Here is a 20,768-nt window from a genome sequence, read left to right as displayed (position 1 = left end):
GAGGCGGCGCCGGCGGCCCTACGACTCGTCCAGCTGCTCCGGCTGGCGGCCGAGCCGGAAGTGGCGCCCGCTGACCGACTGCGGTTCGATCTCCACCCAGAAGTCCTTCAGCGTCGGCAGCCACGGGGCCACGCCCGTGTCGCGGGCCGCCTCGATCTCCGCCTCCGTCTGCAGGACGCGCGCCGTCCCGCGGACGACGACGGACCACGCCTCGTCACTGAGGATCCCGTCGGCCTCGAAAACAACGCGGGGGTTGACGGTCAGGCCGGCGAGCTTGCCGCCGGGTGCGGTTCGCAGATAAATCCGGCCGTTGGCGGTGGCATGGTTGACCGGTACCAGGTCGATCTCGCCGGCAACAACGGTGGCCAGCCGGCCGTGCCGGGCGTCGGCGAGGAGTTTCCAGCACTGGTCGGCGTCGAGGACGAGGACGGGGCTGCCGTCGGGGTGGGTGAACATCATGGCTTGAGTATTCTACTTCGCGTAGAAAATAGCTAGGGGTTCGCCGTCGGGTCCAGGAAAGCCGCGAGCGAGCGCAAAACCCGGTCCGGATCCGCCAGCTCGCACTCCCAGACAGTCAGCGAGTCCCAGCCCAGCGTGCTCAGGGCCGCGCTGTGCCGGAGGTCCCGGGCTGCGTTCCCCTCGCGCTTGGCGCGCCAGAATTCGGCGTTCGACGACGGGGCCCGGCGGCCGGCGGGGCAGTCGTGCTGGTGCCAGAAGCACCCGTTGACGAAGACCACCTTGCGCCGGGACGCGAACACCAGATCCGGTTTGCCCGGCAGTTTTCCGCCCGCGAGCCGGACGTCCGGGGCGGCCCGGCGGGCGGCGGCCGCCGCGGCGCGGGCGAGCTGGCCATGCAGGCGGTAGCGGTATCCGGCGGCGTGGGCGATCCGGCGGACGCGCAGTTCCGGACCGGTGTCCTTGCCCCGGATGCGGGACATCAGGGCGGAGCGCTGCTGGGGCGTCAGGCGGTCCATGTCACCATTCTCACGAACGCCCGCCGGGCGTGAAAGACTTGCGGCATGCGAGGAAACCAGAGCGACACGCCCCACCGCCACCTCGGTGTCCGCCTCGAGGATTCGTGGCACGCCTTCCGCGAGCGCGGCGCCCGCGCCAAGGGAATGGTGGCATCGGTCGCCTCCTTCAGGGGCTACGGCCTGAGTTCGCCGGACGGCGGATGGGTGCGCGTGCTGGCCAGGATTTCGATGGCCCGCCCGGAGGGACCCGAAATCGCCGTTCCGACGCCCAAGGTCGTCGCGGACAGCGTGCGCGGATGGAAGAACTTCGTCTCCCCGGCCCTGCCGTACGCAGAGGTCACCGTCACGGTCGAGGGCCGCAAGTACAAGGTCGACGCCGACCGGGGAGGCGTGTTGGACGCGCTGATCGAGGTGGGCCTGGAGCCGGGCTGGCACACGGTCCACTTCTCCTGCGAGGGCTCGGAGGACGCACCCGCCCGGGTCTTCGTCGTCGATTCCGCCGTGGACTTCGGCATGGTGTCCGACGTCGACGACACCGTGGTGGTCACCGCCCTGCCCCGTCCGCTGCTGGCGGCGTGGAACTCTTTCGTGCTCAACGAACACGCGCGCGTGGCGACCCCGGGGATGGCCGTGATGATGGAGCGGCTGATGCGGGGGCGTCCGGGATCCCCGGTCCTCTACCTCTCCACCGGAGCCTGGAACGTGGCGCCGACCCTCACGCGGTTCCTCACCCGAAACCTCTACCCGGAGGGGGCCCTGCTGCTGACCGACTGGGGGCCGACGGAGGGCCGCTGGTTCCGCTCGGGCATGAAGCACAAGGTGGACCAGCTGCGCCGACTCGCGGACGAGTTCCCGCAGATGAGGTGGCTGCTGGTCGGCGACGACGGGCAGCACGACCCGGAGATCTACGCGGAGTTCGCCAAGCGCTACCCGCAGAACGTCCGGGCGATCGTGATCCGCCAGCTCACGCCGTCGGAGGCCGTTTTGGCCGGCGGCCGCTCGATGGGCACCGTGGACGCGACGCCGGGCGTGCCCTGGATCTACGCTCCCGACGGAGCCGTGATCATCGCCGAACTCGAGAAGCTCGGGATCGTTTCCGCCGAGGACCAGCGAGTGCAGGAGGACGAGCAACTCCGCGCGGTGGAGCAGAAGCAGGCCCGCGGGGAAAAGGTGTGAGCGGACGCAGGCTCCGCGTCCGGGTGCCCATGCGTTGGGCGGACATGGACGCCTACGGGCACATCAACAACGTGAACCTCCTCCGCATGCTGGAAGAAGCGCGCATCGCCGCCTTCGGCGTCCCGGGCGGGACGGGCAAGGTGGGCAACGAGCCGATGGTGGCCCTGTTTTCCGCCGTGCCCGCCGGCACCCAGACGCTCGTGGTGGAACACCGCGTGCGGTATGCCGCACCGCTGGACTACCGCAACGTTCCGGCCGAGGTCGACGTGTGGATCTCGGCGGTCAAGCCGGCCAGCTTCGACATCGCCTACGAGATCCACGACCCGGTCGACGGCGGGGTGTGCGTCCGCGCCACCACGACCCTGGCCTTCTTCTCGACCGGGGAATCCCGTCTGATGCGGATCCCCGCCGAGCGCCGGGAGGCCCTCGCGGAGTTCCTGGGCGAGCCGGTCTTCCGTTAGGACAGCCGGGCCGCCAGTTCCGCGAAGTCCCGCCCGAGGCATTCCTCGTGGGCCAGTGCACACGGCTGCACCGGGTTCGCGGACAGGCTCACGTAGGCTCGTCCGGCGTGGCGCAGCCGGTCCGCGGGCAGACCGAGGATTCCGGCCGATTCGTTCCAGACGAACCGCCAGCGCGCTGGCACGGGTCCGTGCAACGGCCGGAGGCGGGAGGCCTCATCCCGCGGCGGCGGCGCGTGTGCTTCGCGGGCGGCCGCGGGCAGCCCGCGCATTCGGGCGGCCACCTGGAACGCGTCGTGGGTGTGTGTGGTGACGGCTTCGCCGTCGGCTGCGTGGATGACGACCCGTTGTTCCGGCACGCCGACTTCGACTGAAACGGTCACCCAGTCGGCGGGGAGCGCCAGCGCGCGGCGCAGTGCCGCCACGTGGATGCGGTGTCCGGGGTCGAACGAGGAACAGAGGGAATCGGCGCCCGAGGCGGTGGTGTGGAAGCCCATGGGACCCTTCCGTTGCTCTTGCCGACGTCGAGTGGGCCGCCGGCCGCTTCGTCATCCGAACCACCCGTTAAGCATGGGGTTGGTGTGCGGCCGGGTCGGAGCCCAAAGCTGGCCGCATCTCGTGAAGCTGGCTTAATCCTAGCGCAGGCAGTGCGCACGGTTTGCGTTGCGTCATTTTGTGGGATTGGCTGGGGAAAACCGAAGCGCCGAAGGACCCGGCGCCCAGAGGAGTGATATCGAGTGAGCGTTCCCCCAACAGCACGTCCGGCCCGGCCGCTGATTGTCTTGGAGGTCGTGGCGAGCGAGACGCTGGGAGAGCACATGGTTCGGCTGACGTTCGGCGGGCCCGGCTTCGCCGAGTTCCGCAACAAGGACGCCACCGACAAGTACGTGAAGCTATTGTTCGTCGATCCGGCGCTGGGACTCGAGCCCCCGTACGACATGGATGCCCTGCGCGCCGCGCTTCCGGCGAACAAGATGCCCGTGCGCCGCACCTATACCGTTCGCAGTGTCGACGAGGCGGCCGGCACCCTGCAGATCGACTTCGTGGTGCACGGCGACGACGGCATCGCAGGTCCGTGGGCGGCGTCCGCGCAGCCGGGGGACAAGATCTGTTTCTCCGGACCCGGCGGGATGCATCTGCCCGATGTCGAGGCCGACTGGTTCCTCTTCGCGGGGGACGAATCCGCGCTGCCGGCGATCGCGGCGACGCTGGAGACCATGGATCCCGACGCGAAGGGCTTCGCCTACCTCGAGGTCGCCGGACCGGAGGACGAGATCGCGTTGGACGTGCCCGCCGGGATCGACGTGCGCTGGTTGCACCGCGGAGGACCGGTCACCCCCGAGAGCGCGATGCTGGCTTCTGCCGTCATGGCGGGGGAGTGGCCCGAGGGCCGCGTGCAGGTCTTCGCCCATGGAGAGCGCGAGATGGTCAAGGCGCTGCGGCGCTACCTGTCCGACGACCGTGGGGTGGACCGCAAGCAGCTCTCGCTGTCCGCCTACTGGGCGTATGGACGGGCCGAGGATACGTTCCAGGCGGAGAAGCGCGAACCCATCGGGCAGATCTTCCCCGAGTAGCCGCCACACCGACGGGTAGCCGCCGGCTACCTCAAGTAGGCGGTGGACGTCCACAGGTGCATCAGCGCGTGGGCGCGGTACGGGCTCCAGTTCCGCGCGCGCTCGGCGGCTTCCGTGGTCGAGATGCCGCCCAGGGCGCGGCGCAGCACCAGGTCCCCGGGTGCGAAGGCGTCGCGGTCCCCGGAGGCGCGGACGGCCAGGTAGTCGGCCGTCCACTCTCCGATGCCGGGCAGTGCGAGCAATTCCGCGCGGGAGAGCGGAAACCACGGACTTCCCGGCACTTTTCTTATCACCTCACCCTCCGCATGGCCTGCGCGGAGGAACGCGCCCGCCAGCGCCCGCAGCGTGCGTGCCCGGGCGTTCGCGATGCCGACGGCGGCGCGCAGACGCTCGTGTGCCGCCTCGGCAACCGCCTCTGCCGCGGGAAAGGTCCGGAGCCCTGCGGGTCCGTCCGAGCCGTACGCGGCGACGAGCCGACCGGCGAACGTGCGGCAGGCGGCGAGCGAGACCTGCTGGCCGAGCACGGTGGTCGCCGCCGCCTCGAACGGGTCGAGGCACCCCGCCACGCGCAGGCCCGGGCGGGCGGCCACGAGCGGAGCCAGCAGCGGGTCGGCCGCGAGCACGGCGTTCACGGGTGCGAGGTCGGTGTCCAGGTCCAGCCACGCCCGGACGACGGCGCCGAGTTCCGTCCGGTCGGCGGCGGACAGGCCGGGCGAGGACACCCGCACACCGGCGGGTTCGACGGCGACCGTCACCGCGCGGTGCCCCGAGGTCAGGCGCACCGCTCGGGTCAGCGTGGCGTCGCGGACGTCCACCGCGTCCACACCCGGTATGGCGTGCGCGGCGAACAACCCCATCAGCGCCGGGGCGTCGAGTCCACCGTTGGCCGGCAACAGGCGTCCGCGGTCCGCCGGTCCTGAACTCATCCCGGCCAGACGCCCGAGGAGCCGCGGCGGTGGCTGTCCAACAAGTGGGTGTCCACTATGCCGATGGCTTCCATCAGCGCGAACATCGTGGTCGGCCCCACGAAGGAGAATCCGCGCTTCCGCAGCGCCTTGGACAGTGCGATGGATTCTGGCGAGGTCGTGGGGACGTCCGCGAACGTGGCCGGCCGCGGCGTCTCGGCGGGACCGAACGACCACACGAACTCGACCAACCCGCCGTCCGACCGCAACTCGATCGTGGCGCGCGCATTGGCGATGGCTGCGAGGATCTTGGCGCGGTTGCGCACGATCCCGGCGTCCGCCATCAGGCGAGCCACGTCGTCCTCCCCGTATGCCGCGACGGAGTCCGGGTCGAAGCCGTCGAAAGCGGCCCTGAACGCCTCGCGCTTGCGCAGGATGGTGGCCCAGGACAGCCCGGCTTGAAAGGCCTCCAGGCTGATGCGCTCGTACAGCCCGCGTTCGTCCCGCACGGGAAGACCCCATTCGGTGTCGTAGTATTCGCGCAGCATCGGATCGACGCTGGCCCACGGCGGCCGCGCGAGTCCGTCCTCGCCGATCACGGTCCCGTTCATGGCGTGGGTTGTCCTTCCAGTCCGGTGGCGCGCAGGGTGATGTTGATGCGCCCGTGCTCCAGCCCGCATCCCTCCGGGGCGGTCCCGGCGTACACCTTGGGTACGCCATGGTAGGCCAGCCGCGACGGCCCGCCGAACACGAACAGGTCCCCGGAGAGCAGCTCGACGTCCTCGTAGGGCTTCGCCCGGCCCTGCGTGTTGCCGAAACGGAACAGGCACGCGTCCCCGATGGACAGGGACACCACGGGGGCCGGCGACGACTCGTCCTTGTCCTGGTGCATGCCCATCTTCGCCCCTGCCGCGTAGTGGTTCACGAGGGCGGCGTCCGGCACGTAGGGGACGTCCGGCCGGCCGGACCGCGCGTACCCCGGGGTGCCGACGGCGTCGTACGCCTCGGCGACCGCGCGGCCGCCGAGTTCGGCGAGCCAGCCCGGCAGCGGGAGCACGCGGTTTCCGTTCACGTCCGTCGCCTCGCGCGTGTAGCGGTAGGGCTGCCAGTGCCAGCCCAGGCACACGGTGTGCACGGACATCTCGTGCCCGCGGACCTTGGCCGCCCGGATCGGCACCGGTCCGTCGGCCCACTCGCGGAAGCGCGCGGCGATCCAGGCCTGCTGCTCCAGGCTCAGCCACCCCGGGACGTGGACCGCGCCCGGTGCCACCTGCCGGACGGGCCGTTCCAGGAGGTCGTCGCCGAACAGGGTGTTCACGCGGCCGACTCCAGGCCGAGCAGCCGCGTTTTTGCCTCCGTCCCGCCGAGGTAGCCGCCCAGGGTCCCGTCGCTGCGCAGGACGCGGTGGCACGGCACGACGACGGGCAGGGGATTGGTCGCGCAGGCGGTGCCGACGGCGCGCACCGCCTTCGGCCGGCCGGTGGCCAGCGCGATCTGCGCGTAGCTGGCCGTCTGCCCGTAGGGGATCAGCGGAAGGTATTCGTGGATCTCGCGGCGGTAGCCGGAGGACAGCGTGCGGTCCAAGCGGAGGTCGAATTCGTGCCGGGTGCCGGAGAAGTACTCGTCCAGCTGCCGCGCCGCGTCGTCCAGGCGGGCCGGGGCACGCAGGATCCGCGGGCTCAAACGGGACGCGAGCTGTTGCAGGACGGCGTCGTGGTCCTCCTGGGCGAAAGCCACCCGGACCAGTCCCGTCTCGGTCGTGGCCAGCAGCAGCGATCCCACGGGGGTGTCCACCACGCGGTAGGCGACGTCGAGGGCGCCCGCGGCGGCGGCGGCCTCCACGAGGCGCCGGTGGAGCCGTCCGGCGACGTCGGCGGTTTCCGCGGTGGCGGACAGGAGCGCGGCGAGTTCGGCGTCGAAGCGTGGAGTGCCGGACGCGTCCGCCGATCCGGTGGTGCCGGGCGCGTCGGCCACGGTGGGGGGAAGAGGGGCGCTCATGGGTGTACCTCCTGCGGGATGGTGTGGGTGTCCAGGGCCGTCCGGAGCGCCCTCATGCCGTCCGAACAGGCACGGCGCGTGGCCTCGACGCTGCCGCCGAGGATGGCGGCGACCTCGCCGTGCGGCAACCCGGCGACGTGGTGGTACGCTACGGCCATCCGCTGCTTGGGCGGCAGCGCGGCGAGTGCGCGCCAGAGGTCGTCCTCCGGTTCGCTGGGCACCCCGAGTGTGGAATGCGCGTCCGGCGGATCCGCCGTCGGGACGGCGCGGCGGGCCGCGGAGCGGACGACGTCGACCGCCTTGCGGTGCGCGATCGTCACCAGCCACGCCTCGACGTTCGCGTCCGCCGGCAGCTCCGGGTAGGCCCGCAGCGCGGCGAGGAACGTCTCCGACCATGCGTCCTCCGCATCGGCACCGGAACCCAGCACCGCGCGGCAGACCCTGAACACCGTGGTGCCGTGGGCCCGCACGACCGATTCGAACGGCTGCTTGATGTTGATCACCTTCGTAGACGCCGGCGCCCGCCAAAGTGTGAGCCCCGTGATGACAGAATCTACGCGCCCGCGGATCGGCCCGACGAACCCGGCGCCCGATTGTGGACAACTACCGCAGGACGATGTCCGTCGCCAGGGCCGGGGACAGCCCGGTCTCCACGAATCCGGACACGTTGGACCCGGGGTGCTTGACGATGTCGGACACCGAGCCCAGGTGCCGGGAGAGGTCGATCTTGTCCTCCGGCGCCGCGAGCAGCAGCTGGAAGCCGAACTCCTGCAGCGCGTTGATGCCCGCCGCCGCGTACTCCGAGTTCGCCTGGATGAACGCCTCGTCGATCATCACCGTCCCGTAGGTGGTGAAGCCCTGCAGCGCGAAGCCCAGCTGGTAGGCCAACGCGGCGCCCATGATGAACGAGGTGAACCGCTGGCCCTCGCCGCCGGACAGCGTGCCGGGCTCCAGCCCGGTCTCCACCTCGCCGCCCGGCTTGTGCTCGTTGCAGGAGATCGTCACGTGCTGGCGAACGTCCAGCACGGTGTCCCGCCACGCCTGGTGGGACGAGTCGTCCAGCGCGTCCACCAGCCGCTCCAGCGCCCGGTAGCTGGAGGTCAGCTCCTCCGGGCCGCGCCGGGCGTAGGCGTTCCCGAGCGCGTCCTTCAGCGCGGCGCGGAAGTCCCGCGCCTCGTCGGGGATGCTGGTCCGGACCTCGAGCCGCAGGTGGCTGCCGTGCTCGAACGGCACGTCAGCCAGGATCTGGTTCAGCGGCAGGATGCGCTGGGCGATGTCCCGGCGCTCCTCCTCCAGCAGCTGCAACAGGTCGGAGAAGCGCTCGTAGGACCGGTTGGAGAAGTACTCGCGGAACTCGTCCTCGCGCTGCGGCAGGCCCTCCTCGACGATGCCCTCCAGCAGCCGCACGTAGTGCGGGGCGCTCTCCACCGAGACCCCGGCGGTGGACGCCGCGCCCGGACCGAAGTCGCGGGCGAACTGCTTGAACGTGTCCGTCAACGCCGTCTCCGTGGCGAACAGCGACTGGCGCAGCGCAGTCGCGCGCTCGCCGAGCGCCAGCGCAACGTCCGCGACGGCGGCGTCGAGCTCCGCCACTCTCGCCTCCGACCCGCGCGCCACGACGGCGGAGAGCCCCGGGTCCGCGCGGAGGGTCTCCCCGGCCCACGCCGCGGGCGTGCCGTCGGCGCCGCGCGCGGCGGTCGCCTTCAGCTGGGCGGCGGCGGAGGCGGCCCGCCGCTCCAGGGCGGACGTTTCACTGCGCAGCACGGCCAACCGTCCGACGCCGGACTCCAGTTCCGCACGCGCCTCGGCCAGCGATTCCCGCAGTGCGGAGAGGTCCGTGCTGGCGTCCATGGCGTCGGCGATCCGGGCCTCGAGGTCCACGACGGCGGCCTCCTGGACGGACGTGTCCAGGGCCGCGAAGGCGCGCTTGTCCACGGACAGCGCCTTCAGCGAGTCCAGGCGCCGGGCCAGTTCGTCCTTGGAGCGACTGCGCTCGGCCGCGAGCTCCTCGGCCTGCGCGCGCTCGCCGTCCAGGCGCAGGGCCTTGGCCTCGAGCTCCGCGATCTTCTCCTCGTTGGTGAAGCCCAGGAGGTAGTCGGAAGCGGCGACCACGCGGGTGTCGCGCTCGAACACGCCGGCGGAGGCCTTGATGGTTCCGGCCTTCGAGATGGCCTTCGGGTGGACATGCAGTCCGGCATCGGAGGCGACGCAGGCCAGCGCGTGGTCGGCGGTGATCTTGGCGCGGAGCCAATCGCCGGCGTCGGAGGACTTGAACTCCAGCTTGGTGACCAGGTCCGCCGGGCCGGCGTCGGCGGCACGAGGGGCACGGGAAAGGTCCATCCACCGCAGGCGTCCGACGCCGTCGAGCCGGTCCGCCGCCGCCGTCACCTTGGCGAGGTCCTCGCCGCGGACCAGCAGCGTGGTGGCGAGGCTGCGCAGGGCCTTCTCGGCGGCCGAGCGCCATTCGGAATGCCCCGGGGCGATGTCCACCAGTTCCCCCGCGAAGGGCAGGTCGGCGGCGTCGATTCCGGTCTCGGAACAGATGCGGCGGCGGGCGGCGGCGGAGACCGGGTCGATGTTGGAACCGCGCAGGGAGTACGCGTCGATCTCGGTGCGGAGCCTGCGTCCGCGGTCGCGCGCCTCCATCGAGGCGGCCATCGCCTCGTATTCCATGGTCTTCGCGTCCTTGGCGACGCCGGCGAGGTTCTCCGCGGCGACGGCGGCCTGCCGGCGGGCGGATTCCAACCCGGAGGCCGTCCACGTGAGCTTCACTCCGACGTCGTCCATCTCCCGGCGCAGCGCCGCGGCGGCCTGCGCGCGCTCGACCAGGCGGGCACGGGCGGACTCGAGCTCGCGTTCGAGCGCCTGGACGGCCTGCCCGCCGTGGGAGTCGTGCTGCTCCTGCAGGGATCGGGCGCGCTCCTGAAGCACGTCCTTGGCCTCGGCCGCGGCCTCGATTTCCGCCCGGTTGGACGCCAGCTCCGCCGCCAGCGCGGCGGAACGCCCGCCGAGGAGCTCGGCGGCCAGGTGCTCGCGCAGCAGCGGCAACTGGGTGCCGGCAAGTTCGGTGTTGCGCTCGAGTTCCTCGGCGAGCCCGCGGTGCCGGGCGTACTGATCCGGCACCTGGCGGAGGGCGTCGCGCTGGGCGCGGGCCTCCTCCAGCTGGCGGTGGATGCCGCGAAGGTGGCTGAAGTCCTCGACGGCGCCGGCCGCGGCCTTGAGCGTCGCCGGGACCTCCAGGACCTCGTAGCGGAAGAACTGGTTGACGCCCTTGTCCAGGCCCTTGCCGTTCTGCAGCGTGCGCAGCAGGGAGAAGGCCTTGTCGTTGTCGATGCCCAGGCGGCGGCGGAAGCGCTCGGCGAACGTCTTGTGGGTGTCGAACGCCTCGAACCCGGGCAGCGACTTCTGCAGGCTGGTGGGGGAGAACCGGCGGGACCCGTGGTCCTCCAGCGCGGCGGTGTCCAGGGTACGGTCGCCGATCACGTAGTGCTTGCCCACCTGGCCCTCGAGCCCGTTGGCGGGGAGGTCGAACAGGGCGGCGACGCAGGTCTTGCCGCCGAGGCCGTCGTCGTACGTCAGCGCGATGGCGCTCCACGTGGCGCCCGGGCGCTGGTACAGCGTCCCGGTCTCGGTCTTGAAGCGGCGGCCGCGCATGTAGGAGTAGGTGGTGCGGCGGTCCTTGCGCGTGGAGGCCTCGTGGGCGGACTCGTTCAGGCGCGGCGCGGCGTGGAAGATGTGCCCGATGCCGTCGAACAGGGTGGACTTGCCGACGCCGGGATGGCCGGTCAGCAGCGTGCCGTCGCGGTCCACATAGAGGCTGTGGCGGCCGTGGAACGTGCCCCAGTTGATGACCTGGATGCGGGTCAGGCGGTGTTGGCCGGGGTTGGCGGCCTCGCCGAAGGGCAGGGTTAGGGCAATGCTCACAGTTCATCCTCCACGGAGTCGAGGTCCATGACATCCGCGTCGGAGGAGTTCTCCAGGGCGGCGATGTAGGCGGGGATCTCCTCGATGCTTTCGAACGGGAGGGCCAGGGCCAGCGCGCCGGAGACGCGGTATTCGTCGTCGAGTTCGGTGGGCAGGATGAGTTTGAGCGCCACGAGACGGGCGAGGGACGCGTCGGTGAGGTCCTCCAGGCGCTTGTCGTCCACCGCCCCCGGGCGGCGGTGTTCCTCAAGGATTTCGCGGGCGCCGGCGCGCGAGATGACGGGTTCCGTTCCGCTTCCGGCGTGGCGGTCCAGCAGCAGCCGAAGGCGCAGGGCAAGCAGCGTCTCCTCGCGCTTGAGCGGCTTGCGCGGGGCGATCGCGGTGGTGTGCGGGGCCTCGACCTCCACCGGAACCAGCAGCGCGATCTTCCGTTCGGTGTCCACGCTCAGCAGCAGGAACAGCTCGGCGACGTACGCGGCGATGTCCTGGCGGCGGTCCAGGACGAGCTGCCAGAGCCTCGGGTCCGCGGTGCCGTCGAGGTAGGGGCCGCGAAGGAGGCGGACCAGGACCTGGCGCAGGGGCAGTTCGAACCGGCCGGTGTCGCCCTCGAAGAGCCGGCGCTCGGCCGCGCCGCCGGGGACGCCTCCGTCGTCGTGCGTGGGACTGGTGGTTTCGGTGCTCATGCGGGGTCCTTCGCGAAGGTGATCACGGGCAGGTAGGCGTCGCGTTCGCTGCCGTCGACCTGGCGGAAGACGACGCGCTCGAAGCGGTCGGTGTCCATCGGCTCGCCGCCGGTGCGGGCGCTGGCGAGCAGGTGGCGGAGGTTGTTCAGGTGGCGTTCGGCCGGCTCCAGTTCGGCGAACGCGGCTCCCAGGGTCGCGTCGCCGGCGGCGTTGCGGCGGGCGCGCACGACGGCGTCGCGCAGCTTCGCGGGCTCTGCCTGCGGCGTCGTGGGGGTGCGGTGGATGTCCGCCTCCGTGAGCGCCGGGGGATCGGCGAGGCGTGGCGGCGCGACGTGTTCGGCGGGGTCGAAGATGCGCAGCGAGGCGAGGGTGCTGAACTCGGGTGAGTAGAGTCGCACCGGCGCGGCCGCGGTGCGGGCCTTCAGCGCGGGCGAGGAGGCGACGGCGAGCTCGGCGGCGCGGACGGCCTTGCGCAACAGCAGCGATTCGCGGAACTCGTCCGACTGCACGTAGGCGTGGAGGCTCTCGGAGAGCTTGCCGTAGCTGGCGTGGACCTCGCCGGCCTGGCGGCGCAACTCGCGCAGGAGGTTGGCCAGGGTGTGGCGCTCCTGGGCGCTGAGTCCGTCGACGAAGTCGCGCTCAAGGACGTCGTTGACGCCCTGCCGGAACCGCGCCTGGCGCTGGGGGTCGTTCAGGAATTCCGTGAAGCCGCGGAAGGTCTCGCCCTCCGGGGTGCTGCGCAGCTGGCGGTCGCCCTCGAGGACCTGTCCGACCGCCACGCCCTTGGCGACGGAGGACTCCATGATCTCCTGCCGGACGGCGTGCAGCATCTCGCGGACGCCGTCGCGCATGCGCTTGAAGTCGGCGGGCAGGTGCGAGGCGAGGTCCAGCACCGACCGGGCGGCGGCGACGGCGCCGTCGTGCGGCATGGGGCCGGGTCCGGTGCCCTCGCGCAGGGCGTCGATGCGGTCCTTGCGCTCGTCGATCTCCGCCTGGAGTTGGCGGATGCGCGCCTCGGGGTCCGGGTCCGATTCGTGGGCGAGCGTTTCGATGCTGGTCAGCAGCGTGTTCAGCCGGGAGGAGTTCAGGTTGGTGCGGGCGCCGGAGAAGCCGTCCAGGAACGTGAGGACGCGGGCCGTGTGCGCGGTGGGCTCGTAGACGAAGTGCCCGTCTACCAGGGGCCGTGCGAGGAAGCCGGAGCGCACCCACGAGTCGGCGAACTGGGGTGCGCGCCACGCCTCGGATATGCCGGCGCCTTCGGCGCGCAGGTGTTGGAGGAACGCGTCGAGGGCCGCGTGGAACGCCTCGAGGGTGATGCGGGGCCGCGCCTGGGTGAATTCGGCGCGGAGGAACGCGACCGTCCACGGGGCGGCGGACAGGAGCTTCCATGCGGGCGAGGACCGGAACTCCAGCTGGTCCCCCCAGATGGCGGCGGCGTTCTCAGGCGGGCGCATACACGGCTTTCCGGCCAGGGGCGAGGCCAATTCGGGGTGGGTGCGGCTCGTGCGAGACGCACGGCCGGAGCCACCATTCTAGGCCACCCGAAACTAGGCCGTCGCGTAGTCCTCGGTGTCGATCGTGGCCTGCTGCATCGCGGTGTAGCGGTGCCCGTGGACGGTGTTCTCGTTGAGGATCGTGCCGATCTCCTCCACCGTGGAGGCGTCCAGCACGATCCGCTCGGCCCCGAGGTCCTCGTCGAGGTGCGCCGCGCTGGTGGTGCCCGGGATGGCGACGACGTGCTCGCCCCGTGCCAGCACCCAGGCCAGGGCAAGCTGGGCGGGCGTGGCGTCGACGCGCCGTGCCACGGCCGTGAAGGCGTCCAGGAGTTCCAGGTTGCGCGGGTAGTTCTTAGCGGAGAAGCGCGGCATGTGGTGCCGCATGTCCTCCTCCGGCAGGGCGGCCGGATCCGCGAGCTTCCCTCCGAAGAACCCGCGACCCACCGGGCTGAACGCCACGAACGTGGCCCCGATGTCCCGGCAGGCGTCCAGGACTCCGAGCTCCGGGTTGCGCGTCCACGGGGAGTACTCGGTCTGGACCGCGGCGATGGGGTGCACGGCGTTGGCCCGGCGCAGGGTCTCGGCGGAGACCTCCGAAAGGCCAATCGCGCCGACGTACCCCTCGTGCACGAGGTCGGCCAGCGCCCCGACGGATTCCTCGACGGGAACGTTCTTGTCCAACCGGTGCAGGTAGTACAGGTCGATGTAGTCGGTGCGCAGGTGGCGCAGCGACCTCTCGGCGTGGCGCCGGACGGTGGAGGGCCGGCCGTCCACGCGGGCGCGGCCGTCAACGAGCTCCAGTCCGCACTTGCTCGCCAGGAAGAACTCGTCGCGGCGGTTCGCCAGCGCGGCCCCGACCAGCTCCTCGTTCCTGCCGCCGCCGTAGAGGGTCGCGGTGTCCAGGTGGTCCACGCCGGAGTCCAGGGCGTGGTGCAGGAGCCTCGCGGCGTCCTGGTCCGTGGGGAAGTTGGAGTAGCCGTGGCTGAGGTTCATGCAACCCAGGCCGATGGGACGGACGGGCGTGCCGGCGAGCGTGCGTGGTTCCATGATTCTTGTCTAGCACGCCCGCCGGACGCCGCGCTAAAGCGTTTCGCCGAGCTCCTCGAGCAGGCGGGCGAGGTCCCTGCGGTTGCTGCCGGGGATGGGCAGGAGCGGCAGCCGCGGTTCCCCGGCTTCGATGCCGGCCGCGCGGGCCAGCGCGTAGAGGTTGCTCAGCTTCCGCAGGCCGTTGAATTCGTGCATGAGCGGAGCCAGTTCGTCCCGGAGTTTGGCGGTCTGGACCGCGTCCCCGGCCTCGGCGGCGGCCCGCAGCGCCGCGAAGTGGCGGGGCAGGACGGACGCCGGCCCGCTGTGCCAGGCGTCTCCCGCGAAACCGGCGTCGGCAATGAGCGCGTCCCCGCTGAGGCCGTGGCTGAAGCCGCCGGACACCATGGACCGCAGGGTTTCGTGCCGCTGGGCGAACGACGCCGCGTCCGGGGTCGATTCCTTCAGACCGCGGATGGTCGGCTCCTTGGACAGTTGGGCGACCAGTTCCAGCGGGAAGGAGAAGTTCGTGGTGCCGGGGTTGGAATAGAGGCAGATGGGGAGGTCGGAGGCCTCGGCGACGCGCCGGCACTGGTGGGCCACCTCGTCCTCGGTCAGCGGGACGTAGGAGACGGTGGAGACCAGCAACCCGTCGACGCCCGCGCCCACGACGTCGGCGACGTTCTCCAGCAGTTCCCCGGTGGCGACCGCGCTGACCCCCGCGTAGACCGGCAGGTCCGGGTTGGCGTCCCGCACGGCCCGCACGGCGGTGCGGACCACGGCGCTGCGTTCGTCCGCGTCGAGGTAGGCGAAGCTGCCCGAACTGCCCAGCACGGTGACGGCGTCCACGCCGGACACGGCGAGGGAGGCCAGATGCCGCCCGAGCTCGGCGTGGTCCACCGCGCCTGATTCGTCGAAGGGGGTGACCGGATAGGCGATGAGTCCTCGGAACGCTGTCATTGGGCCATGCTAGGCCATGCCGCGCCGGGCGCGGCGGCGGACGCCACGGGGCCAGGCTCCGCGGCGCAGAGCCCCACGAACGCACCGAGCTCCTCCAGGCCCGAGGGACGGGTCGGCATGTGGTGCGTCAGGGCGGGCGAGCGCACCACGACGGCCCGCCACTGTCCGCGCGACACGGCCACGTTGATCCGGTTGCGGTTCAGCAGGAAGTCCATGCCGCGCGGCGCCTCCGAAGCGGCCGAGCACGCCATCGACAGGATGACCACGGGTGCCTGCTGGCCCTGGAACTTGTCCACGGTTCCCACGCCGACGCCACCCAGGCCCGCATCCTCCAGCGCGGCGCGGACCGTGTTGACCTGGGCGTTGTAGGCGGCGACCACCATGACGTCCGCCTCCACGAGCGGGCGGGTGCGCTCGCCGTCGTTCCAGGCCAAGCCGAGGTGCCGGCGGACCTGCCGGACGACCTCGGCGGCCTCCTCGGGGGAGTGGGTGGTGCGGCCGGTGTGCTCCACCATGACCGTTTCGACGCCGGCGGGCGCACCCTCGAGTTCCCGCAGTCGGGCGGCCGGGGCGGACTCGAGCTTGCCGTCGTAGCTGAGTCGCGAAACGCGGGAGCACAGCGTGGGGTGCATGCGCCACGAATCGGCGAGGAAGTACCCCAGCGTCCCGGGCAGCGTGGCGTGGCCCCGGGAAAGCCATCCGAGCGCGGACTGGTCGACCGGCTCGGGGTGGGTTCCCTGGGTGACCTGCGGGAGCTGCTGCGGATCGCCCAGCAGCAGCAGGCGCCGGGCGGACCGGGCGACGGCCAGCGTGTTGGCGAGGGAGAACTGCCCCGCCTCGTCGATGACCAGCAGGTCCAGCGAGTGGGGCGGGACGCCCGCTCCGGTCATGGTCCACGCGGTTCCGCCGACGAGGCATCCGCCGGGGCGTCCGAGGGCCTCCGGAACCGCGCCCTTGGCGGTGAGGTTCCAGGATTTGGGTTTCTTGTCGCCGGCCTTCGGCTCCTTGGCAATCACGTCCGGATCGACGCCGGCCTGCACCGCCTTGCCCAACAGGTGCTCCACCGCGGCGTGTCCCTGGGAGACGACTCCGACCTTCCAGCCCCGTTCGACCAGCCGTGCGATGACGTGCGATCCAACATGGGTCTTGCCGGTGCCCGGGGGGCCCTGCACCGCCAGGTAGGAGCGGTCCAGGTCGGCGGCGGCGGCCGTGATCGCGCCGATGTAGTCGCCCAGGCCGTCCGGTCCGGTCTCGACCGGCGGAAGCGTCGCCAGTGTGGCGAGCCGCGGAGCGTGCCTGAGCAGGATGTCGATGCCGGGGTCGCGCGGCAACGAGGGGAGGGAACCGCCGACGGTACGTGCCAGTTCCGCCAGGGACGCCTTGAGCGAGACGGTCGCGATGGGCGGACCGGGCAGTAACGCAACGGGGAGTTGGGCGCCCGCGGGAAGCTTCCCGGTTTCCTTTTCCCGCAGCAGGATCCGGTACGCGTCGCCGTCCACGGATGACGCCGCATCCGGCAGCTGCTCGACGCCCACCACGACGGCGCCGGGCACCGCGTAGCGTCCGGTTTTCTCCGACACGGGGAAGCCGTACGTCTCCGGAGCCGGTCCGGGCAGCACCTGGTGCCATGTGGTCCCCTCCGCGAAATCGGACGCGGGTGCCGCCGTGCCGGTCAGCTCGACGACGCGCGACTGCATTTTTCCCTTGCCGGTTGTCGGCGGGTGCCAGTCGGTCCGCACGGCGGAGGTGTGGACGGTGAACGTGTTGCGCCGTTCCGAGAGGCCGTCCGGCAACGAGTCCATGGAGTCGAACAGGTCCCACCAGTACTGCTTGTCCTCCCGGCGGTGGTACCCGGTGGCCGCCGCGACCATGGCGACGGCCTGCTCCAGCGGCGTCGCTTCGCCCGTGGCCGGAAGCGCGTCGAGGAAGTCGCGGAGCTTGAGCTCCTCCGGCGTCGGCTCCTCCGGTTCGCGTCCGCCTCCGGAGGCGCCGTCCCCCACGGACTGCCCGAAATCCGGACCTGCGTCCCGCCCGCCGGCGCGCGCGGGATGCAGCTTCGCGAGTCCCACGAGCCAGTCCCGCAGCCGCAGCGTGGAGAGGCAGTCGTATTCGTTGTACGCGGAGATCGATGCGTACACCTCTGCCTCCTCCGCCGAGTCGCCCGAGTCGCGCGCGGCACAGTACGCGGCGTAGGCAACGACGGACGCCCCCGCGTCAGTCACCCCCGTGCGAGGCGCCTCGGCACCCATGTAGAACGGTTCGAGTTTCTTGATCGAATAGGAGTTCTCGGAGATGCGCAGGGAATGGCGGACCGTCTCGTAGAGGTCCACGAGCAGGCCTTCGCGCAGCCAGTTGTCCACCGTGTCCTCGCCGGCGGTGTGCCGGACGGAGAGGTTGCGCAGGGCCGATTTCTCGTAGGCCGCGTAGTGGTAGACGTGCAGGTCCGGCCAGGTTTTCCGGCGGTCCTCCACGTAATCCAGGAAGTCGAGGAACGCCCGCTTTTCCTCGGCGCGGGTATGCGCCCAGAAAGGCCTGAACGCCGGATCTTGGCCGTCCGCCTCGACGACGCCGAACAGGTACTCCAGGCCCCACGAGCCGTTCGCCGGGTCCTGCCACAGCGGATCGCCCTCGAAGTCGAAGAAGATGTCCCCGGGGCTCGCCGGCGGCAGTGCGTCGATGGTGTGGTCGTCGAGGACGCGGAACGCCACCGGGTGTTGCTCGTCGTCCTTGCCCGCCACGGCTTCTCCGTCGACCGGTCCCCGGCCCGTCTGCATGCGGGCCTGGTCGCGCATCCGCTCCAGCGGTCCCACGGCGCGGGAGTCGTCGAGTTCGGCCAGCGCGTCGATGGTGTCGATGCCGTCCTCGATCAGCTTCTTGCGCCGGGCCACCGTCATGCCTGCCACCAGCAGCAGGTCGCGGCGTTCGGCGACCTGGATGGCGCAGTAGTCGCAGCGGCCGCAGGCCGAGACGCAGTCCTCGCCCCACCGGACGGCGCTACCGGCGGCGCGGTGTTCGGCCACCTGCTGCAGGAAGCGGTCCCGCCGCTCGCGGTAGACCGGGAGCAGGTCGGCCAGCGAGTGGACGCTTTCCTCCATGTCGCCCAACACCAGCGTGACCTGCGGGTGCGGCTCGAATCCGGCCTCGAGGAGCTGGTCGCCGTAGGCGGCCAGCTGGAGCAGGGCGCTGACCTTGGCGTGGCGCGCGAGCTTGGAGTCCCACACGGCGTAGCGGCCGTCGGGCTGCTTGACGACGAAGTCGGCGAAGCCCAGGAATTCGCCGTCGAAGAACGTGGCCTGGAAGACGACGTCGGCGCCGTTCCGCAACGCGGCCACGGTCTCGGCGTGGCGGGCGGCAAACCCGGCCGGGTTGTAGGAGCCCGCCGCGGGCGCCTCGATGCGCACCACGCCCGTCCCGCGTGCGGGATCCCATTCTCCGTAGCGGGCGACGAGGTCCGCGAGGACCTTCTTCTCGTGGGCGGTCCCGAGTTCGGAGGCGCGGGCGAGCATCGCGTCCTCCTCGATGGCAGGTTTCGCGACCCGCCCCAGCTTCTCGTCAAGGCGGTGCAGCGTCCTGTACTCGCACTCGCTGGCGGTCACCAGATCGCTCGCCGAGTACACCAGGGTCTGCGGATCGCCGGCGGTCTCCGATTCGAACAGCTGCACGCGTGCCTCCCCAAACTGGCCCGGGAGGGGTTCCCCGGCCTTGTCCCGAATCTAACAGCCGGCCCCGACACTTTGGCCCCGGACCGCGACCGCTACGGGGCGTCCGGCGCCCATTTCCGGGTCGATCCGAGCGCGGTGGCGAGTCCGCGGCCCCCGACTTCGGCCAGCAGGTCCGGGTCGCCCACGACGACCAGCAGGGAGCGTGCCCGCGAGAGCCCGACGTACAGCTGTTCCCTGGCGCGCGCGGGGTCCTTGAACCCGTCCACGCACAAGACCACCACGGACCGTTCCAGCCCCTTGAACCCGAGGACGTGGCCGTAGAACTCCGCCTCGTTGTCGTGGAACTCCCGCCAGTACGCGTCTGTGGTCCCGGCGTCGTGGTGTTCCTGGTGGACGGGGTGCCGATGGTGTGTGGTCAGCAGCGCCATCTGGTTGTTCGCCCAGCCCTCGCCGATCAGGGCGTCGACGCAATCGCCCGCGAGCCCGAGGGCGTCCGGCGTGGTGCACTCAACGAGGCGCACGGCCGGTCCGCTTCCGCCGCGCGGCGTGAACATCTCCGGGGCCAGCGGCTTGAAGATCCCGGCGATCTGGCGCGTGTTCCGGAGGTTGTCGTCCACGTGGATGGTGGCGAGCTGCGCCGGCGGCGAACCGCCGGTCCCGGTGCCGGGGACGCCGCCGTCCCAGCGGCTGTAGACGTCCTGCCGGTCGTCCATGAAGGCGTAGACCTCCCCGGAATCGGGATCCCGCGTGCAGGCCAGCAGCGCGTCCCACCACAGCGGTGCGAAATCCTGTGCCTCGTCGACGACGACGGCGTCGAGCCGCTCCCCGTCGGCGAGGCCGCCGGCCTTCCGGCGCAACAGGGCGGGCATGTCGGCGTCGAAATAGTCCTGGCCGGTGCCGTCCGGAACGCCGAGCGCCTTGGCGTATTCGTGGAACTCGCCGGTGAACACGGGGCGCGCGTGCTTCCAGGTGCGCACCTCGCGCCTCAGGTATTCGCCGAGTCCCTTGTTGTAGCAGAAGAGGCCCACGCGCTTTCCGTCCCTGCACAGCGACTTCGTCTTCTGCAGCGCCAGCCAGGTCTTGCCGCTGCCCGCCCCGCCCACGAACCGGACGCGGGGGAGGGAGCGGGTGGCGGAGAGCAGCACCTTCTGGCTCTCGGTGAGGTGGTCCTGCTGGTCCTCGACCTCGCGCGCGGTGCCCCGGGGCGACTCCCCGGCGTCGAGCGTGGGGGCGAGGTGTTTGGCGATGCGGTCGGCGAACGTGGACGCGAGCGCCATGGTGCCCGATCCCTCCGTTTCGATGACCCGCCGCAGGGTCTGGGCGAGGGGCCCGGCGAGGTCGCCGGCGTCGAGGATGAGGCCGCGCGGATGGCCGGCGGCGTCCCAGTCCGCGGGGATGTCGGTGTAGGGCAGGCACGCCAGATAGGCGAAGCGGCTGGAAAGCCGCCCGCCGGTGCGCTCCTCGATCCAGGTCTTGAATGCGTGCATGGAGCCCTGCGATTGGGCCAGCGGATCCTTCATGCGGTGGGCGCCCTTGGCGTCCGACTGCCGCCAGGCGCCGCCGGACGTGGTCACGCGCCCGCCCTTGACCTCGATCGCGGCCAGGCCGACGCCGGGCCACAGGACGAGTAGGTCGATCTCGTGTTCGTTGTTGCCGTGCCGGACCTGCACCGAATGGGCGAGGATGGCGTCGTCGGGCAGTTCGGAGCGCAGCCGCGCCCAAACCGCGCGCTCGGCCGATTGTCCGTCCGAGAACTCCGGTTCTTCCGGAATGCACCGTGCCATGCGTTTCCCCCCGCCGTCGCCGTCCGGTCCGATCCGGATGCCATCAGCCTAGGGGACGCCGAATTTCTGGACGCCGAATTTCTGGACGCCGAACCTTCGGGACGAAGTCTCGCCGGGCGCAAGGGGCCGTGGACAGAAAAGTTCCGGGCGG

Annotated in this window: 18 protein-coding genes and 1 riboswitch; of the genes, 3 read left to right on the top strand and 15 right to left on the bottom strand. The window is 71.3% G+C overall.

All coding sequences use genetic code 11. The annotated features are described in order from the left end of the window. Nucleotides 1–18 precede the first annotated feature (18 nt). A complete protein-coding gene (locus ACHAAJ_RS05690; protein WP_435727029.1) occupies nucleotides 19–459 on the bottom strand; it encodes a pyridoxamine 5'-phosphate oxidase family protein in 441 nt (146 codons plus the stop codon). A 32-nt stretch (nucleotides 460–491) separates the two neighbouring features. Beyond that, nucleotides 492–974: a very short patch repair endonuclease gene (locus ACHAAJ_RS05685; protein ID WP_435727028.1), complete on the bottom strand. Its 483-nt coding sequence runs from the start codon at nucleotides 972–974 to the stop codon at nucleotides 492–494. 45 nt (nucleotides 975–1,019) lie between these two features. Here ACHAAJ_RS05685 and ACHAAJ_RS05680 point away from each other — a divergent pair, with 45 nt between their 5' ends. Continuing rightward, nucleotides 1,020–2,150 (top strand): App1 family protein phosphatidate phosphatase, encoded by a 1,131-nt coding sequence (locus tag ACHAAJ_RS05680; protein ID WP_435727027.1) that lies wholly within the window; start codon nucleotides 1,020–1,022, stop codon nucleotides 2,148–2,150. Beyond that, nucleotides 2,147–2,611 carry an acyl-CoA thioesterase gene (locus ACHAAJ_RS05675; RefSeq protein WP_435727026.1) on the top strand — a complete coding sequence of 155 codons (465 nt, stop codon included), beginning with the start codon at nucleotides 2,147–2,149 and terminating at the stop codon, nucleotides 2,609–2,611. Before ACHAAJ_RS05680 ends, ACHAAJ_RS05675 begins: the two co-directional genes overlap by 4 nt. On the opposite strand, the gene ACHAAJ_RS05670 is transcribed toward ACHAAJ_RS05675, so the two are convergent. After that, on the bottom strand, nucleotides 2,608–3,105 hold the full coding sequence (locus ACHAAJ_RS05670) for a hypothetical protein (RefSeq protein ID WP_435727025.1): 498 nt from the start codon (nucleotides 3,103–3,105) through the stop codon (nucleotides 2,608–2,610). The two genes, ACHAAJ_RS05675 and ACHAAJ_RS05670, sit on opposite strands and share 4 nt — an antisense overlap. Before the next feature lie 9 nt (nucleotides 3,106–3,114). Beyond that, nucleotides 3,115–3,232, bottom strand: a riboswitch (SAM riboswitch). A 113-nt stretch (nucleotides 3,233–3,345) separates the two neighbouring features. Here ACHAAJ_RS05670 and ACHAAJ_RS05665 point away from each other — a divergent pair. Further along, nucleotides 3,346–4,182 carry a siderophore-interacting protein gene (locus ACHAAJ_RS05665; RefSeq protein ID WP_435727024.1) on the top strand — a complete coding sequence of 279 codons (837 nt, stop codon included), beginning with the start codon at nucleotides 3,346–3,348 and terminating at the stop codon, nucleotides 4,180–4,182. 26 nt (nucleotides 4,183–4,208) lie between these two features. On the opposite strand, the gene ACHAAJ_RS05660 is transcribed toward ACHAAJ_RS05665, so the two are convergent. From ACHAAJ_RS05660 to ACHAAJ_RS05605, 12 genes are all read right to left on the bottom strand, one after another. Continuing rightward, nucleotides 4,209–5,108 carry a DNA-3-methyladenine glycosylase family protein gene (locus tag ACHAAJ_RS05660; RefSeq protein ID WP_435727023.1) on the bottom strand — a complete coding sequence of 300 codons (900 nt, stop codon included), beginning with the start codon at nucleotides 5,106–5,108 and terminating at the stop codon, nucleotides 4,209–4,211. Then, on the bottom strand, nucleotides 5,105–5,698 hold the full coding sequence (locus ACHAAJ_RS05655) for a DNA-3-methyladenine glycosylase I (RefSeq protein WP_435727022.1): 594 nt from the start codon (nucleotides 5,696–5,698) through the stop codon (nucleotides 5,105–5,107). The genes ACHAAJ_RS05660 and ACHAAJ_RS05655 overlap by 4 nt, the downstream gene beginning before the upstream one ends. Then, a complete protein-coding gene (locus tag ACHAAJ_RS05650) occupies nucleotides 5,695–6,405 on the bottom strand; it encodes an alpha-ketoglutarate-dependent dioxygenase AlkB family protein (RefSeq protein ID WP_435727021.1) in 711 nt (236 codons plus the stop codon). Before ACHAAJ_RS05650 ends, ACHAAJ_RS05655 begins: the two co-directional genes overlap by 4 nt. Then, the gene (locus ACHAAJ_RS05645) at nucleotides 6,402–7,085 is read right to left on the bottom strand and encodes a methylated-DNA--[protein]-cysteine S-methyltransferase (protein WP_435727020.1); all 684 of its coding nucleotides are present in this window, start codon (nucleotides 7,083–7,085) and stop codon (nucleotides 6,402–6,404) included. Before ACHAAJ_RS05645 ends, ACHAAJ_RS05650 begins: the two co-directional genes overlap by 4 nt. Further along, nucleotides 7,082–7,585, bottom strand: a complete 504-nt coding sequence (locus ACHAAJ_RS05640; protein WP_435727164.1) for an RNA polymerase sigma factor — start codon at nucleotides 7,583–7,585, stop codon at nucleotides 7,082–7,084. The genes ACHAAJ_RS05645 and ACHAAJ_RS05640 overlap by 4 nt, the downstream gene beginning before the upstream one ends. Nucleotides 7,586–7,688: 103 nt before the next feature. Then, entirely contained in the window at nucleotides 7,689–11,009 is a 3,321-nt protein-coding gene (locus ACHAAJ_RS05635) for an ATP-binding protein (protein ID WP_435727019.1), read from the bottom strand. Further along, nucleotides 11,006–11,692, bottom strand: a complete 687-nt coding sequence (locus ACHAAJ_RS05630) for a DUF4194 domain-containing protein (protein WP_435727018.1) — start codon at nucleotides 11,690–11,692, stop codon at nucleotides 11,006–11,008. The genes ACHAAJ_RS05635 and ACHAAJ_RS05630 overlap by 4 nt, the downstream gene beginning before the upstream one ends. Continuing rightward, complete coding sequence (locus ACHAAJ_RS05625; RefSeq protein ID WP_435727017.1) at nucleotides 11,689–13,146, bottom strand: DUF3375 domain-containing protein; 1,458 nt, start codon at nucleotides 13,144–13,146, stop codon at nucleotides 11,689–11,691. The genes ACHAAJ_RS05630 and ACHAAJ_RS05625 overlap by 4 nt, the downstream gene beginning before the upstream one ends. Nucleotides 13,147–13,239: 93 nt before the next feature. Beyond that, nucleotides 13,240–14,235, bottom strand: a complete 996-nt coding sequence (locus ACHAAJ_RS05620; protein WP_435727016.1) for an aldo/keto reductase — start codon at nucleotides 14,233–14,235, stop codon at nucleotides 13,240–13,242. A 33-nt stretch (nucleotides 14,236–14,268) separates the two neighbouring features. Next, on the bottom strand, nucleotides 14,269–15,171 hold the full coding sequence (locus ACHAAJ_RS05615) for a dihydrodipicolinate synthase family protein (protein ID WP_435727015.1): 903 nt from the start codon (nucleotides 15,169–15,171) through the stop codon (nucleotides 14,269–14,271). Continuing rightward, nucleotides 15,168–18,833 (bottom strand): TM0106 family RecB-like putative nuclease, encoded by a 3,666-nt coding sequence (locus ACHAAJ_RS05610; RefSeq protein ID WP_435727014.1) that lies wholly within the window; start codon nucleotides 18,831–18,833, stop codon nucleotides 15,168–15,170. Before ACHAAJ_RS05610 ends, ACHAAJ_RS05615 begins: the two co-directional genes overlap by 4 nt. Nucleotides 18,834–18,925: 92 nt before the next feature. After that, entirely contained in the window at nucleotides 18,926–20,617 is a 1,692-nt protein-coding gene (locus tag ACHAAJ_RS05605; protein WP_435727013.1) for a nuclease-related domain-containing DEAD/DEAH box helicase, read from the bottom strand. Between the last annotated feature and the right edge of the window lie 151 nt (nucleotides 20,618–20,768).

Origin of the sequence: Arthrobacter arnarulunnguaqae (assembly GCF_051262515.1) — a bacterium.
In the GTDB taxonomy this organism is placed as follows: Bacteria; Actinomycetota; Actinomycetes; order Actinomycetales; family Micrococcaceae; genus Arthrobacter_N.
The sequence above is the reverse complement of the archived record's forward strand: the minus strand, read 5'-3'. Positions and strand labels throughout refer to the sequence as shown.

Bases quoted from the DNA above. Each gene is read 5' to 3' on its own strand.
- ACHAAJ_RS05615 (WP_435727015.1), bottom strand. From the start codon at position 15,171: ATGACAGCGTTCCGAGGACTCATCGCCTATCCGGTCACCCCCTTCGAC.
- ACHAAJ_RS05645 (WP_435727020.1), bottom strand. From the start codon at position 7,085: ATGAGCGCCCCTCTTCCCCCCACCGTGGCCGACGCGCCCGGCACCACC.
- ACHAAJ_RS05690 (WP_435727029.1), bottom strand. From the start codon at position 459: ATGATGTTCACCCACCCCGACGGCAGCCCCGTCCTCGTCCTCGACGCC.
- ACHAAJ_RS05605 (WP_435727013.1), bottom strand. From the start codon at position 20,617: ATGGCACGGTGCATTCCGGAAGAACCGGAGTTCTCGGACGGACAATCG.
- ACHAAJ_RS05680 (WP_435727027.1), top strand. From the start codon at position 1,020: ATGCGAGGAAACCAGAGCGACACGCCCCACCGCCACCTCGGTGTCCGC.
- ACHAAJ_RS05655 (WP_435727022.1), bottom strand. From the start codon at position 5,698: ATGAACGGGACCGTGATCGGCGAGGACGGACTCGCGCGGCCGCCGTGG.
- ACHAAJ_RS05620 (WP_435727016.1), bottom strand. From the start codon at position 14,235: ATGGAACCACGCACGCTCGCCGGCACGCCCGTCCGTCCCATCGGCCTG.
- ACHAAJ_RS05625 (WP_435727017.1), bottom strand. From the start codon at position 13,146: ATGCGCCCGCCTGAGAACGCCGCCGCCATCTGGGGGGACCAGCTGGAG.
- ACHAAJ_RS05630 (WP_435727018.1), bottom strand. From the start codon at position 11,692: ATGAGCACCGAAACCACCAGTCCCACGCACGACGACGGAGGCGTCCCC.
- ACHAAJ_RS05685 (WP_435727028.1), bottom strand. From the start codon at position 974: ATGGACCGCCTGACGCCCCAGCAGCGCTCCGCCCTGATGTCCCGCATC.
- ACHAAJ_RS05660 (WP_435727023.1), bottom strand. From the start codon at position 5,108: ATGAGTTCAGGACCGGCGGACCGCGGACGCCTGTTGCCGGCCAACGGT.
- ACHAAJ_RS05670 (WP_435727025.1), bottom strand. From the start codon at position 3,105: ATGGGCTTCCACACCACCGCCTCGGGCGCCGATTCCCTCTGTTCCTCG.